14 protein-coding genes are annotated in these 14,561 nt (G+C 43.7%); 3 read left to right on the top strand and 11 right to left on the bottom strand.

Annotated features, from left to right (window positions below; translation table 11 throughout):
- Positions 1 to 6: 6 nt before the first annotated feature.
- The 9 genes from pabC to yceD form a co-directional block, all read right to left on the bottom strand.
- Positions 7 to 834: an aminodeoxychorismate lyase gene (gene pabC, locus ABLA76_RS09690; RefSeq protein ID WP_348987767.1), complete on the bottom strand. Its 828-nt coding sequence runs from the start codon at positions 832 to 834 to the stop codon at positions 7 to 9.
- Positions 835 to 902: 68 nt separating this feature from the next.
- Positions 903 to 2,144: a beta-ketoacyl-ACP synthase II gene (fabF, locus tag ABLA76_RS09685; protein ID WP_348987766.1), complete on the bottom strand. Its 1,242-nt coding sequence runs from the start codon at positions 2,142 to 2,144 to the stop codon at positions 903 to 905.
- Positions 2,145 to 2,218: 74 nt separating this feature from the next.
- Complete coding sequence (gene acpP / locus ABLA76_RS09680) at positions 2,219 to 2,455, bottom strand: acyl carrier protein (RefSeq protein WP_012989255.1); 237 nt, start codon at positions 2,453 to 2,455, stop codon at positions 2,219 to 2,221.
- 151 nt (positions 2,456 to 2,606) lie between these two features.
- Positions 2,607 to 3,341, bottom strand: a complete 735-nt coding sequence (gene fabG, locus ABLA76_RS09675) for a 3-oxoacyl-ACP reductase FabG (RefSeq protein WP_047767589.1) — start codon at positions 3,339 to 3,341, stop codon at positions 2,607 to 2,609.
- Positions 3,342 to 3,352: 11 nt separating this feature from the next.
- On the bottom strand, positions 3,353 to 4,282 hold the full coding sequence (gene fabD, locus ABLA76_RS09670) for an ACP S-malonyltransferase (RefSeq protein WP_348987765.1): 930 nt from the start codon (positions 4,280 to 4,282) through the stop codon (positions 3,353 to 3,355).
- An 18-nt stretch (positions 4,283 to 4,300) separates the two neighbouring features.
- Positions 4,301 to 5,254 (bottom strand): beta-ketoacyl-ACP synthase III, encoded by a 954-nt coding sequence (locus ABLA76_RS09665; protein WP_348987764.1) that lies wholly within the window; start codon positions 5,252 to 5,254, stop codon positions 4,301 to 4,303.
- A gap of 7 nt (positions 5,255 to 5,261) precedes the next feature.
- A complete protein-coding gene (gene plsX / locus ABLA76_RS09660) occupies positions 5,262 to 6,314 on the bottom strand; it encodes a phosphate acyltransferase PlsX (RefSeq protein WP_348987763.1) in 1,053 nt (350 codons plus the stop codon).
- Between the two features lie 29 nt (positions 6,315 to 6,343).
- The gene (gene rpmF, locus ABLA76_RS09655) at positions 6,344 to 6,514 is read right to left on the bottom strand and encodes a 50S ribosomal protein L32 (RefSeq protein WP_004240653.1); all 171 of its coding nucleotides are present in this window, start codon (positions 6,512 to 6,514) and stop codon (positions 6,344 to 6,346) included.
- Between the two features lie 12 nt (positions 6,515 to 6,526).
- Positions 6,527 to 7,051 (bottom strand): 23S rRNA accumulation protein YceD, encoded by a 525-nt coding sequence (gene yceD / locus ABLA76_RS09650; RefSeq protein ID WP_348987762.1) that lies wholly within the window; start codon positions 7,049 to 7,051, stop codon positions 6,527 to 6,529.
- Between the two features lie 145 nt (positions 7,052 to 7,196).
- On the opposite strand from yceD, the gene ABLA76_RS09645 reads away from it, so the two are divergent.
- Positions 7,197 to 7,790: a nucleoside triphosphate pyrophosphatase gene (locus ABLA76_RS09645; RefSeq protein WP_348987761.1), complete on the top strand. Its 594-nt coding sequence runs from the start codon at positions 7,197 to 7,199 to the stop codon at positions 7,788 to 7,790.
- Here ABLA76_RS09645 and rluC read toward each other — a convergent pair.
- On the bottom strand, positions 7,784 to 8,740 hold the full coding sequence (rluC, locus tag ABLA76_RS09640) for a 23S rRNA pseudouridine(955/2504/2580) synthase RluC (protein ID WP_285810245.1): 957 nt from the start codon (positions 8,738 to 8,740) through the stop codon (positions 7,784 to 7,786). The genes ABLA76_RS09645 and rluC overlap by 7 nt on opposite strands.
- A 555-nt stretch (positions 8,741 to 9,295) precedes the next feature.
- Here rluC and rne point away from each other — a divergent pair.
- Together rne and ABLA76_RS09630 are read left to right on the top strand one after the other, a co-directional pair.
- The gene (gene rne, locus ABLA76_RS09635) at positions 9,296 to 12,541 is read left to right on the top strand and encodes a ribonuclease E (protein WP_348987760.1); all 3,246 of its coding nucleotides are present in this window, start codon (positions 9,296 to 9,298) and stop codon (positions 12,539 to 12,541) included.
- Between the two features lie 168 nt (positions 12,542 to 12,709).
- Positions 12,710 to 13,342, top strand: a complete 633-nt coding sequence (locus ABLA76_RS09630) for an SDR family oxidoreductase (RefSeq protein ID WP_348987759.1) — start codon at positions 12,710 to 12,712, stop codon at positions 13,340 to 13,342.
- Positions 13,343 to 13,406: 64 nt separating this feature from the next.
- Here ABLA76_RS09630 and tmaR read toward each other — a convergent pair whose 3' ends face one another.
- Positions 13,407 to 13,727 (bottom strand): PTS system regulator TmaR, encoded by a 321-nt coding sequence (gene tmaR / locus ABLA76_RS09625; protein ID WP_074018717.1) that lies wholly within the window; start codon positions 13,725 to 13,727, stop codon positions 13,407 to 13,409.
- Positions 13,728 to 14,561: the final 834 nt, after the last annotated feature.

Raw genomic sequence — 14,561 nt, 5'->3', positions numbered from 1 at the left:
AATTCGCTAAGGTTTTAAACATTCAGGTAATAAATATTCATGCAACTCTCTTGATTGATATTTCCATGCAGGTTGATTTTTATGCGCTTGAATTTGACTTACTGGCAGTACTGGCATTAAGGAATTACAGATAATCACTTCGTCTGCATAAGCCAGCGCTTCGGGATAGCGCATAATACATGATAAGCGATAATCACTTTTCGCCAACAATTCGATGATCTTTTGTCGCATAATCCCCTCTACCCCACACTGGCTGAGATCAGGTGTATAAACATTTTTGCCTTTTCGCCAGAAGATATTGGCAGTAGCGCATTCAACCAATAAGCCATCACTATCAAGTACCAGAGCTTCATCTGCTCCTGATTGTTCAATAAACCGTTTGATCAAAACCTGCTCCAAACGATTTAAGTGCTTAATGCCAGCCAGATAGGGATTAATTCCCATTGGAATCGGGCTAAGAGTCAATGACACACCTTTTTGACGCTGAGTTATATATCGTTCAGGATATGAACTCAAAGACAAGATCTGGGTAGGCGTAGTCGTGTCAGCAAAACTATAGCCACGGCCTCCCGTGCCTCTGGAAAGAATGATTTTCAACACACCGGAATCACACCCTTTCACTACCTGTTTAATATGGCTCTCAAGTTGGAACCAATCCAGTGCTGGCATAAAGAGTTTTTCAACACCTTTCTGCAACCGTTTTATATGCAAAGGTAGCAAAACCGGTATCCCTTGCTCAACCTTTATTGTGGTAAAACAGCCGTCACCAAACTGCACCGCACGATCATTGACAGGTATATGATCGCACTGATTACCATTAATCCAATACGTCATGTTAACTTCTTATTTTTGATAAAAAAGCCCCAACATTTGTCGGGGCTTTTCATAAGCACAAAGTGATTTTAGATCTTGCGGAAAATCAATGACCCGTTGGTGCCACCGAAACCAAAAGAGTTACACAATGCGTATTCCATTCCTTCAACGTTACGCGCTGCGCCCGGAACTAAATCCAAACGACAGTTCTCATCCTGATTCTCCAGGTTAATAGTTGGAGGAACAATCTGATCACACAGAGAAAGAACAGTGAAAATAGATTCAATCGCGCCTGCGGCACCCAACAAGTGGCCTGTCATTGATTTGGTAGAACTCACTAATACTTTAGTGCCTTCACCAAAAACAGCCTCCACTGCACGAGCTTCTGCAAGATCACCCACTTGCGTAGATGTACCATGGGCATTGATGTAACTCACCTGCTCTGGTGAAATTCCCGCATCATTCAGGGCATTTTGCATTGCTAAAGCAGCACCTGCGCCATCTTCAGGAGGCGATGTCATATGATAAGCATCGCTGCTCATGCCAAAACCAACAACTTCAGCATAGATTTTGGCACCACGTTTTTTGGCATGCTCATACTCTTCAAGCACAACGACACCTGCACCATCACCCAGCACAAAGCCATCACGATCTTTATCCCAAGGGCGGCTTGCCCTTTGAGGATCATCATTACGGGTTGACAATGCACGTGCAGCACCAAATCCAGCAACTCCAAACTCAGTACTCGCTTTTTCTGCACCGCCCGCCAGCATAATGTCAGCATCATTATAGGCAATGATGCGAGCCGCATGGCCAATATTATGTACGCCAGAAGTACAAGCAGTTGCAATGGAAATGCTCGGACCACGGAGGCCATACAGAATGCTCAAATGGCCCGCCACCATATTAATGATGGTTGAAGGTACAAAGAATGGGCTAACCTTACGAGGCCCTGACGATAGCAGTGTGCTGTGATTTTCTTCGATCAGCCCTAACCCACCAATACCAGAACCAATGGCCGCACCAAAGCGGCCAGCATTGGCTTCTGTTACTTCGATTCCTGCATCGTCAATAGCTTGCTTGCCAGCAGCAATACCATACTGAATGAAGAGATCCATTTTCCGTGCTTCTTTGCGCGAAATATTGAAATCTTCATGATTAAAATTCTTCACCAAACCTGCAAACTTAGTTGCATGGTTACAGGTATCAAAATGTTCGATAAGGCCGATACCACTCTGTCCGGCACAAACAGCATTCCAGGAAGACTCTACTGTATTGCCGACAGGAGATAACATGCCTAGTCCGGTCACGACTACTCGACGCTTAGACACGGTTATCCTCCAAGGAGGGAAAAAAATTAGGACGAAAAACATAGGCGGTCGAACGACCGCCTAGGTATGTGTGCTTATTTACCTGCGTTTTCAACGTAGTCAATAGCAGCCTGAACTGTAGTGATTTTTTCAGCTTCTTCGTCTGGGATCTCGATATCGAACTCTTCTTCCAGAGCCATTACCAGTTCAACTGTGTCAAGAGAATCAGCGCCCAAGTCATCAACAAATGAAGCTGTGTTCACAACTTCTTCCTCTTTAACACCCAGTTGTTCAACGATGATTTTCTTAACGCGTTCGTCGATAGTGCTCATACTATTAAATTTCCTATCAAAACTCGCTTTTGCGATGGTTTTCGTAGTTTATAAAATACAGGAAAAGATGCAACCAAATCCCGGCTGGTCGAACCACAATCTGCTTTTTTTGTACAAAAAACACATCAAAAACAGTGGGTTCGCTCATTTTTTAGATCATGTACATGCCACCATTGACATGTAATGTTTCACCCGTGATGTAAGCGGCCTCGTCAGAAGCAAGAAACGCTACAGCACTGGCAATTTCCTTTGCATCACCAAGACGATTAGCAGGTATTCCAGCAGCAATGCCTGCACGTTGTTCGTCTGTCAACGCTCTGGTCATATCAGTTTCGATAAAACCAGGTGCAACAACGTTAACCGTGATGCCACGGGAAGCGACTTCACGAGCCAATGATTTACTGAAACCAATAACTCCTGCTTTCGCTGCCGCGTAATTCGCCTGTCCCGCATTTCCCATTGTTCCAACAACAGAGCCAATAGAAATAATACGTCCATAACGTTTTTTCATCATAGAGCGCATTACTGCTTTTGACAGACGAAAAATCGAAGAAAGATTAGTGTCAATAATATCTTGCCACTCATCATCTTTCATGCGCATCAACAAGTTATCACGAGTGATGCCTGCATTATTAACTAAAATGTCTATTTCACCAAATTCAGCACGAATATTCGAGAGTGCATTTTCAATGGATTCTGAATCTGTGACATCCAGTACAAAACCTTTACCTTTATCACCAAGAAAGGCACTGATTGCTTCAGCGCCCTTCTCACTGGTTGCGGTACCAATAACACATGCACCACGTTCAACCAATAATTCTGCAATCGCGCGACCTATGCCACGGCTCGCGCCAGTGACCAGCGCAATTTTTCCATCAAAGCCCATTTTTTCCCCAGTCATTTGTTCAGAGCAACTGTGAGTGATGATACATCATTTACTGCTACAGCACTTAAAGTATCAACAATACGTTTCGTTAACCCAGTGAGTACCTTACCTGGCCCAATTTCTAACAATTGTTCAACCCCTAGCCCTGCAATATATTCAACTGATTCTGTCCAACGTACAGGATTATACAACTGACAAACCAACGCGTCCCGAATAGCATCAGCAGATTTTTCTACTTTTACATCGACGTTATTCACGACAGGGAATTGCGGCTGGTTAAACTCAACGTCTTGCAATGCAGCCGCCAGTTGTTCAGCAGCAGATTTCATCAATGCACAATGCGAAGGCACACTAACGGATAGCGGCAATGCCCGTTTTGCGCCTGCGGCCTTACATGCCGCTCCCGCACGCTCTACAGCCTCTTTTTCACCTGCGATAACCACCTGCCCAGGTGAATTAAAATTAACCGGTGAAACAATCTGACCTTGTGCTGACGCTTCACATGCCTTTGCAATGGATTCATTATCTAAACCGATAATGGCATACATTGCTCCCTGCCCTTCTGGTACAGCTTCCTGCATCAACTTCCCACGCAATTCAACAAGTTTAATGGCTTGCTGGAAATCAATCACGCCCGCACAGACCAGTGCAGAATATTCGCCAAGGCTATGGCCTGCCATTATGGACGGTGCCTTACCGCCTTTCTCCTGCCATACACGCCAAATCGCCACTGAAGCTGCCAGCAATGCAGGTTGAGTTTTCCAGGTTTTATTCAGTTCTTCTATCGGTCCTTGCTGAACCAACGTCCATAAATCATATCCCAAAACCGCAGAAGCCTCTGCGAACGTTTGCTCAACCAGTGGAAATTCTGCGGCTAAATCAGCCAACATCCCCAGAGATTGAGAACCTTGACCGGGAAACACCATTGCAAAATCAGACATGTTTATTTTCCTGTTAAATTAAAAAAGTACCAGCGCTGAGCCCCAGGTAAAGCCACCGCCAAATGCTTCAAGTAAAACAAGTTGGCCGCGTTGGATCCTTCCATCACGTACCGCTTCATCGAATGCCGTCGGAATAGATGCTGCCGAGGTGTTGCCATGACGATCTAAAGTGATGACCACTTTATCCATTGTCATATCTAATTTCTTGGCAGTTGCCGCAATAATACGCAAATTAGCCTGGTGAGGTACTAACCAATCAAGCTGAGAGTGAGGCACGTTGTTGGCTTCCAATGTTTCATCAACAATATTCGCTAATTCACGAACCGCCACTTTAAAGACTTCATTGCCGGCCATAGTCACATATTCTGGAGTATCACACTCCACCCGGCTTTGATGCGGCAATGACAGTAAGTCACCATAACGGCCATCAGCATGAAGATGAGTGGACAAAATGCCGGGTTCCTCTGAAGCCCCGACAACCATTGCTCCTGCTGCATCGCCGAAAAGAATAACTGTGCTGCGATCTTTAGGATCGACGACCCTTGAAATAATGTCAGAGCCAATCACCAATGCATGTTTAGCCGCACCTGTTTTAATAAATTTATCGACAACACTTAACGCGTAAGTAAAGCCGGCACACGCTGCTGCAACATCAAAAGCCGCAACGCCTGGAATGCCCAACAACTGCTGAATTTGGCAAGCTGCACTTGGGAAAGCATGAGTTGAACTTGTTGTGGCAACAACGATTAAGTCAATTTGTGTTTTATCGATGCCCGCCATTTCAATGGCTTTTTCAGCCGCTTTGAAACCCAAAATGGAAACATTTTCATCTTCAGCCGCAATACGACGCTCACGAATGCCCGTCCGAGTGACAATCCACTCGTCAGACGTATCTACCATTTTTTCTAAATCTGCGTTAGTACGCACCTGCGCAGGCAAATAACTGCCCGTACCTAAGATCTTTGTATACATGTTATGTTTATTCACTCTTGGGTAATACTGCATCCAGTCGGGCAGCGATTCTGTCTGGAACCTGCTTCTCTATAGCTTGAATGGCTTGATCAATTGCAGCCTTAAAAGCACGTTCATTGGCAGCACCGTGGCTTTTTATAACGATACCACGTAATCCTAATAACGTTGCTCCGTTATACTGGTCAGGGTTTAGATGGCCGAACCGTTTGGTTATCTGTCTCAGTAACCATCTTTTCACTATCTTCATCTTGAAGAGCTTCATCAACCAAGATGATTTTTTCTGCTGACCATCCGGTGACTTTACCAGAGATAAGATCACTCTGATCGCACCTTCCATCGTTTTCAGCGTAACATTACCTGCGAAGCCGTCACATACGAGTACATCCGTTTTTCCGGTCAGTAACTCATTTCCTTCCACATACCCGATGTAATTAATCGTTGGGATATTACGCAAGGTTATAGCAGCTTCGCGGATATTATCTAGCCCTTTGGATTCTTCTTCCCCGATATTGAGTAATGCAACACGTGGGTTATCTACACCAGCAACATACTCCGCCATTACGACGCCCATAATCGCAAACTGGACTAACATGCTACTATTACAATTAATATTAGCGCCTAAATCTAATACAACTGTCTTCCGTTGTTTCAAATTAGGTATCACTGTCATCAATGCAGGCCGCTCAATACCTTCAATGGATTTCAGCATCAATTTAGCCAGTCCCATCAAAGCCCCTGTATTCCCCGCACTGACACAGGCCTGTGCCTCGCCCGACTTCACTAAGTCTAGTGCTATACGCATTGAAGTACCGTGACTGGAACGAATGGCCTGAGATAGCCTTGCATCGTTGGAAACGACATGTTCCGCAGGGACAATTTGCAAACGGCTAAGCAGCTCGGCATTTTGATTTGCAAGCAAAGGAAAGATGGTTTCGGGATTGCCGACCAACAATAGCTTCAGTTGTGAATTAGATGCCAGTGCCTGCAATGCAGCAGGCACTGTAACGCGAGGACCAAAGTCCCCACCCATAGCATCTAACGCTAAGGTTAGATTAGCCAAGATATCAACTTGCTAATGATTAGCTGAAATTACTTGTTGATTACCTTGCGGCCACGGTAGTAGCCATCAGCAGTCACGTGATGACGCAGGTGAGTTTCACCAGAAGTTTTGTCTACAGAGACAAGTGTTGCAGACAGTGCGTCATGAGAACGACGCATACCACGCTTAGAACGAGTTGGTTTATTCTGTTGTACGGCCATTGACCTTACTCCTTAAGTACTTTTCTTTAAACTGGCTAATACGGCAAACGGGTTTGGTTTTTCTGCTTCAGGAGGCAGCGTACCAAACACCATGTCCGCGTCGGACACTTCACAGTGTTCAGAATCATGTACCGGAACCACCGGCAGAGACAGAATTATTTCATCTTCAATCATTGCCAGCAAATCTATTTCGCCAAATTCGTTAACGTTTATTGGCTCATACTCTTCCGGTAATGCCTCAGCCTGTTCATCATTGACGACCGGGCTAAAACAATACGTTGTGTGAACATGATGACTGAAGTTACTGCTACAACGTTGACAGGTAAGCGTAACATCCACTTCGGAATGCCCTTTTACAACTGCCAGACGCTGATTATCAATTTCAAATGATAATGAGTTATCTACATCACCATCCACACTGACCACAGTTTCTGCAAGACGAGAAACTTGCTCAGCAGAGTAACTACCATGGTAATCCAATCTTTTCTGGGCTGCTCGAAGTGCATCAATGGTCAGGGGTAATTTTACCTTTTGCATAAGGCGCGCATATTATCTTTGTAATGAGACATAGTCAAAGAAAAAGGCCACACATCTACGCCTTTCCGTCAAATATTCGCTTATTAAGCGGCGTATAGTTTAAAATGCCTGCAAATATTTCTCTACGTATTTTATGGAAAAAAAGATGCTTCCGATTGTTTTATCGTCAACTTCCGAATATCGCCGCCGATTGCTAGAAAAGCTGGGATTACCTTTTACCTGTGCTGCTCCCAATATTGATGAAAGCCCGCTGGAAAACGAAAGTCCAAAACAGTTGGTAACGCGGCTGTCACAGGCAAAAGCTCACGCATTACAGCGGGAGTATTCTAGCCACCTCATTATAGCGTCAGATCAAGTTTGTGTTTTGGATGACAGGATCACCGGCAAACCCCATAATTTTGAGAATGCTTTCTTACAATTGGAAAAAGCCAGTGGAAAATGTGTCACTTTTTATACTGGCATTACCTTATTCAATAGCAAAACAGAAGTGGTTGATACTCGTTGTGAGCTATTCCATGTCTATTTCAGAGATCTGACAGAAACAGAAATTACTTATTATCTCAACAAAGAAAAACCCTTCAATTGTGCGGGCAGTTTCAAAAGCGAAGGCTTAGGAATTACATTATTCGAAAAACTTGACGGCAAAGATCCAAACACACTTATCGGCTTACCATTAATAACGTTGACAGAAATGCTTATCCGTCAGGGGATAAACCCACTGACGGTATGCTATCAATGATGATTATGCCGCAATATTCTTAAACATTTCCGCAACCTATCATCCATTGGGGCTTCGAAACGCAGCGTTTCCCCTGTGGATGGATGGGTGAACTTTAATGCGTTGGCATGTAAGAACAATCGGTTAAGTCCTGTTTCTGCAAGTTGGGCATCAAATGTTCTGTCACCATAGCGATCATCAAACGCAATCGGATGACCGGCATGTAAAGAGTGCACTCGGATCTGGTGAGTTCGCCCTGTCACTGGGCTTGCCCGCACCAATGTTGCAAATGCATATCGTTCTTCAACTTTAAACCGTGTTTCAGACGGTTTGCCTTCTTTACTGACTTTAACCACCCTTTCTCCACTTTGCAGGGTGTTTTTCAATAAAGGGGCTTCTACAACTTTACAATGGGATTGCCATTGCCCACGCACTAGCGCCAAATAGTCTTTCTGCATCTGTTTCAAGCGTAATTGTTCATGCAATGCCCGCAATGCAGAACGTTTTTTCGCAATCAACAAAATACCCGATGTATCGCGGTCAAGCCGATGCACCAGTTCAAGAAAGCGGGCTTCAGGACGCAAAGCCCGCAATCCTTCTATCACGCCAAAACTCAGGCCACTGCCCCCATGTACTGCGGTTCCTGAGGGTTTGTTGATGACTAAAATATGGTCATCTTCATACAAGATACATTCCGCCAAAGCAGCAACCTTAGCCAGCTTGACAGATATCGGTGTTTCTTGTTTTTCTGCGACTCTAACCGGCGGGATCCTGATGACATCACCTGCTGTCAATTTATATTCAGGCTTAATTCTTCCTTTGTTGACTCGAACTTCACCTTTACGCAAGATCCGATAGATCATGCTCTTAGGTACGCCTTTTAAACGGGCCAACAAAAAGTTATCAATTCGCTGACCGGCATATTCGTCATCAATCGTGACAAACTGTACAATTTGATTATCTGTTTTCATGGGTGAGATTCTAATAATCCAACAAACAGAGCGCCACTCATTTTTAACTATGTCTAAATAACAGCCATTTTTCCTACTTCATTGTTTCAGGTGACTTAGGATAAAGACTAAATATTAACAACTTATCACTATTTCCTAATAAAAAACCTGTAAAGCGACAAAGTCACCTTGCTATCACCCCAATAGCAATGGAATAATGCTTTCTGGCCACGGTTTACTAAACTATGAATGGCAAGATTGAAATTGTTTGTTATCTGTTTGATCGAGCAAAAACGCAGCAATGGCATAAGACGTAATGTTCGATCAAATAATTTATGGGCTGCGGGTGGCAGCTTACTGGATTGGGTAAAATCTGTACCTATTTATTACAGTGCCCCAATAAAGAGTACTGTGTTCAAATGAAATTCAGACTCGCCGACAAATAGGCGCCTCTATACAAACGATAGCCGTGAGGCTGACGGTTTTGTAAAAGACACGAGGCCATCGGTAACTAGTAGCTCGCCTCTTTTTTACTCGCAGCTCTATATTCATGTAAAAAATAATGAGTAAGTTAGAATGAAAAGAATGTTAATCAACGCAACCCAGCAGGAAGAGTTGCGTGTTGCCCTTGTTGATGGGCAACGTCTTTATGATTTGGATATTGAAAGCCCTGGACACGAGCAGAAAAAGGCAAATATATATAAAGGGAAAATTACTCGAATTGAACCTAGCCTGGAAGCTGCTTTTGTTGATTACGGCGCGGAGCGTCATGGTTTCCTACCCATAAAAGAAATTGCTCGCGAATATTTCCCAAGTAATTATCACTCTCATGGTCGCCCTAATATTAAGGATATCCTTAAAGAAGGCCAGGAAGTCATCGTCCAGGTTGATAAAGAAGAACGAGGCAACAAAGGGGCAGCTTTAACAACCTTTATTAGTCTGGCTGGCAGCTATTTAGTCCTGATGCCAAATAACCCAAGAGCAGGCGGAATTTCTCGCCGCATTGAGGGTGATGATCGCATCGAATTAAAAGAAGCGCTTTCTTCTCTTGAAGTTCCAGAAGGCATGGGGCTTATCGTTCGTACCGCAGGTGTCGGCAAATCAGCTGAAGCTTTGCAGGGAGATTTAAACTTCCGCCTGAAACATTGGGAAGCTATCAAAAAAGCTGCCGACAGCCACACCGCGCCCTTCCTGATCCACCAGGAAAGTAATGTGATCGTACGCGCATTCCGTGACTATCTGCGCCCAGATATTGGGGAAATCTTGATCGACAACCCTAAAATCCTTGATTTGGCACGCCAACACATCACTGCCCTGGGACGCCCGGATTTTGCCAGTAAAATCAAACTGTACAGTGGTGAAGTCCCCCTGTTCAGCCATTATCAAATAGAATCGCAAATCGAATCGGCCTTCCAGCGTGAAGTTCGGTTACCTTCCGGCGGCTCTGTCGTCATTGATACGACTGAAGCTTTAACGGCTATCGATATCAACTCATCCCGTTCAACTCGTGGTGGTGATATTGAAGAAACGGCATTTAATACCAACCTAGAAGCTGCTGATGAAATTGCACGCCAATTGCGTCTGCGTGACCTCGGTGGCCTGATTGTTATTGATTTCATTGACATGACTCCCGTGCGTCATCAACGTGAAGTTGAAAATCGGTTACGTGACTCTGTAAGACAAGATCGCGCCCGTATTCAAATCGGCCGGATTTCCCGCTTTGGCTTACTGGAGATGTCACGCCAGCGTTTAAGCCCATCCTTGGGTGAATCCAGTCACCATGTCTGCCCGCGTTGTAGCGGCACCGGCACTATTCGTGATAATGAATCACTGTCCCTGTCAATTCTGCGTTTAATCGAAGAAGAAGCACTAAAAGAAAACACACATCAGGTTCATGCCATTGTTCCTGTGCAGATCGCCTCTTACTTACTGAATGAGAAACGTCAGGCAGTCAGCGCCATTGAGCACCGCCAAGGTGATGTTGGTGTTGTCATTGTTCCAAATGATCAAATGCAAACACCACATTTCTCTGTCTTACGGGTACGTAAAGGCGAAGAAATTTCAACGTTGAGCTATTTGCTTCCACAACTGCATGAAGCGGAAATGATAAATGCTCAGGACGATATTCAGCATGAACGCAAACGTCCAGAGCAACCAGCCATTTCAACTTTTGATCTGCCAGAAGAAGCCGCACCGACAACAACAAAAGTAAAAACAAAAGAGAAAAAAGTCGTCACCAATAACCAAAAACAGACAGAAAAACCAGGTTTGTTTAGCCGATTCTTGAGTGCCCTGAAAAAAATGTTCAGTGGTGGTGAAGAAGAAAAACAAACCCAAGAAAGGGACAAAAAATCGGCGGGCAATGATAATCGTCGCTCATCAGAGCGTCGCAACCCACGCCGTCAGAATCAGCGGCGCGAAAGTGAAGCACGTAATAACCGTGAACGTGATGAACAGCGCAAGAGCCGTAATGCCCAGCCGAACAATGTCCAGGATAGCACTGAGCTGGATAACGAAGCTCGTGAAGCACAGCAGCAGCAACGCCGTGAACAACGTGCTGAACGTCAACGTCGCCGTCAAGAAGAAAAACGGCAGCAGCAACTGGAAGCTAAAGCTCAACAGACCATCAATCGACCTGACATTGTCGAAGAAGACGTTGAAGAGCGTCAGCCAGTCATGCCTCGCCGTCAGCGCCGTCAGCTTGAGCAAAAAGTTCGTATCACTGACGAATTGAGACAAGAAACTAATATTGTAGTCTTACCCGCTGTAATGCCTGAATCTGTGTCTGTATCAGAAAACGCTCACAAAGAGACAAAAACGTCTGTACCAGCCGTTATTGATACTCATGTTGAAGCAGCTAACCAACCTGAAATGCCACAAAATACAGATTCACAAAACGCTGCATTACAAGCTGTTATTTCACAAAATAATGAGCAGCAAGACAACACAATGCCGCGTCGTTCCCGCCGTTCCCCGCGTCACTTGCGTGTCAGCGGTCAGCGTCGCCGCCGCTACCGTGATGAACGCAATCTGACTCAATCGCCAGTACCATTGAGAATGGCTGTTGTATCGCCAGAACTGGCATCAGGCAAAGTGTGGGTTCGTTATCCGGTTACTCCTGTAACCATGACTGAACCTGAAATCCCTGCTTCTGTTAATGTGATTAGCGAACCGTTTGAAGAAAAAACAATACCTGTACAACAGGAAAAAGTTATTCTGATGCCATCAATCACAGAATCAGCACCAACGACAACAGTGCCTCACGCCGAAATAGCAGAACAACAAGACAGCATTACTCATGATGATAATGTGAAATTTGTTGTTGATAGCGTTTCCATCGTGACACCAGCAGAGCCAGAATTAGAAAAGCCTGACGCTTCAGAATCAGCTAATGTGGAACCTGTCATCAATCATGATGAAAAACATTGGTCAGAAATTTTAGCAGATGAAGAATCACATATTCTAGTATCACTCGATGCTGAAAAAATGTGCCACACGGCAGAGTCCATCATTAGGACGTCGGTTGTTGAACAGGAACATCATGAAGAACAGCCAACTGTTGCAACGGAAATGTGCCCTAAGGCAGAAGAAGTTAAAACGGAAGAGAAAACAGTTGTTAAGTCTTCGATTATCGTGGAAAAAAATCATCACGCTTACTCCCCAATGACGAAGGCTCCAGCACCAGATATGATGACTAAGCCTGTGCTTATCACTGAATGGCAACGCCCTGCTTATCCATTCAAAGGTAAAGGCGGTGCTGGCGGGCATTCTGCAACAAGTATTGCAACTTCTGCTATGTCTAAACCACCGCTATTCGAATAATCGGATACTGTGATTTGAATTAAATGGCTCCCCTGGATTGGGAGCCATTTTTTTACCTTACCCACAACAAAAACGAATTACCTTCATTCCTTTCAATCAACTATTCCAATAAACTTAAATGGTTATCATTTAAAATAGTTAGTTAATTTTATGGAGAGCTTCCCATCAATGAAACCTTGGTTAATTTTTGGTGCCGGAAAAGGTGTTGGACGCCATTTGGTCACCATTGCCCTACAACAAAACCGTCCTGTCACAGCCTTAATTCGTAATCCACAACAAGCTGCGGAACTCAGTGCATCAGGAGTTAACGTAATCCACGGTGACGCTTGTGACAGAAAAAGTATAGAAAAAGCAATTGCACAGGCAGGAGAAAATCCTATTGTCTTCTCAACGATTGGCGGAGGAAATTCGGATCATCATGGGAACATGGCAATCATAGATGCATTGGAACAAGCTCAAATTACCCGTATGTTATTAGTGACATCCATTGGATGCGGTGAAAGTTGGAAGACATTATCAGCACGGGCCAAATCATTATTCGGGCAATCTGTCAGACACAAGTCACTGGCTGAAAGTTACCTACAAACCAGCACACTGAATTTTACCATCATTCGTCCCGGTGGTCTTACCGATCAACCTGGTACTGGACATTGCAAACGTTATCAAGTGGAAGTTCATGGCATGGTAAACCGAGAAGATGTAGCCGAACAATTAGCACAAATGGCCGAAGATGAACGAACTTACTATCAAACCTATGCTTTAATTGATCCTGAACTCAAACCTTATTGGAACTCAAACTAAAAAAACAACCACGCCATAAGGCGTGGTTAAGTACTAAACAATCATCTTTTCAAACAGCTAAAACTTACTTAACTCCACCATCCATTGCCTTAAGTTTTTTGGATAACTCACGGCGTTCTTTAGATAGTTCGGCATTTTTGATGATATATTCATCAACGCGTTCTTCATAATCACTGCGCATATGAGCAATAATTCCTTGAATATCTTCAATCGACATACCTGGCTTTATATAGTCACTCAGGTTATCAAGCAAGAGTACACGTTTTTGGTTATCTCGGATCTTTTTCTCATTGTCTACAATTTCGCGCTGTAATTTATTTTTGCGCCGAAATATACGCACAAACTCCAGTACATTTTGGAATGTTGGTTTATTTGTGTTGTCCATTTTTCACACCTTTTTAATCAGACCGATAATTTCTTATGCTAACTACACAATACAATTTCAAGTGGCGCATAGACAAGTCAGTTTCGACAATTTATTGATACAAACTCCCTTTCAGATACATTTCTTAATCAAATTTCTTTTCCCATCTATCTTGAACAATAACCGCCACTGCCACGGTCAGTCTGAGTTTGGGATAGCCATACGAACTGCTTCGCTCAAATCTTATTATGGTTTACCATCTATAACACGTCATTTAACGTCATCAAGAATGATCGTTTTTGGTGTGCAAACTAGCGACAGAATGAGATAAATGTGACACTAATGGAAATGTAATTCATTGATTAGTCGTAATTAAATTGGCGATAACGGAGAATACACAACCTTGAATACCAGTAAAGAAAACCAAAGTTTCTACTTTCATGACTATGAGAGCTAACTGGTAATTTACTGTATTTAAACATAATTTAATTAAAAATTAATTTTTTATGTACTCAGTTTTGTACTCAAATATTAATTTCGATTACATTTGATGTAATGGCTCTGGATTAATTGGCGAGATAACTAGGCAATTTCAACCCGCAAAAATTGCGGGTTTATTTTACTCTGTCGCCCCCTGCCCCACATTCCACACCGAATCTGCAAAATATCAGTCGTTCCATAGTCAATAACCGTTCAAATTTCCCCCACCCATTCCAATATCCCTGTAAACTCACATTTTGCACATTTATTGAACTGAAAATTTGTTTAATTTCAACCCGTTCAATAGTCAATTACCCGTTTCTACTGCCCAAATCAACCCAGTGCGTAATTCTAGAAAACCTCGGTTTATCGGAT

The organism is Xenorhabdus sp. SGI240, from assembly GCF_040081915.1.
Classification (GTDB): domain Bacteria; phylum Pseudomonadota; class Gammaproteobacteria; order Enterobacterales; family Enterobacteriaceae; genus Xenorhabdus; species Xenorhabdus bakwenae.
Note: the sequence above shows the minus strand (reverse complement) of the source record. Positions and strands in the feature narration are given on the sequence as shown.

Excerpts from the sequence above, each read along its gene's own strand:
- pabC (WP_348987767.1), bottom strand. The coding sequence starts at position 834 with ATGACGTATTGGATTAATGGTAATCAGTGCGATCATATACCTGTCAAT.
- acpP (WP_012989255.1), bottom strand. The coding sequence starts at position 2,455 with ATGAGCACTATCGACGAACGCGTTAAGAAAATCATCGTTGAACAACTG.
- fabG (WP_047767589.1), bottom strand. The coding sequence starts at position 3,341 with ATGGGCTTTGATGGAAAAATTGCGCTGGTCACTGGCGCGAGCCGTGGC.
- fabD (WP_348987765.1), bottom strand. The coding sequence starts at position 4,282 with ATGTCTGATTTTGCAATGGTGTTTCCCGGTCAAGGTTCTCAATCTCTG.
- ABLA76_RS09665 (WP_348987764.1), bottom strand. The coding sequence starts at position 5,254 with ATGTATACAAAGATCTTAGGTACGGGCAGTTATTTGCCTGCGCAGGTG.
- rpmF (WP_004240653.1), bottom strand. The coding sequence starts at position 6,514 with ATGGCCGTACAACAGAATAAACCAACTCGTTCTAAGCGTGGTATGCGT.
- yceD (WP_348987762.1), bottom strand. The coding sequence starts at position 7,051 with ATGCAAAAGGTAAAATTACCCCTGACCATTGATGCACTTCGAGCAGCC.
- ABLA76_RS09645 (WP_348987761.1), top strand. The coding sequence starts at position 7,197 with ATGCTTCCGATTGTTTTATCGTCAACTTCCGAATATCGCCGCCGATTG.
- rluC (WP_285810245.1), bottom strand. The coding sequence starts at position 8,740 with ATGAAAACAGATAATCAAATTGTACAGTTTGTCACGATTGATGACGAA.
- rne (WP_348987760.1), top strand. The coding sequence starts at position 9,296 with ATGAAAAGAATGTTAATCAACGCAACCCAGCAGGAAGAGTTGCGTGTT.
- ABLA76_RS09630 (WP_348987759.1), top strand. The coding sequence starts at position 12,710 with ATGAAACCTTGGTTAATTTTTGGTGCCGGAAAAGGTGTTGGACGCCAT.
- tmaR (WP_074018717.1), bottom strand. The coding sequence starts at position 13,727 with ATGGACAACACAAATAAACCAACATTCCAAAATGTACTGGAGTTTGTG.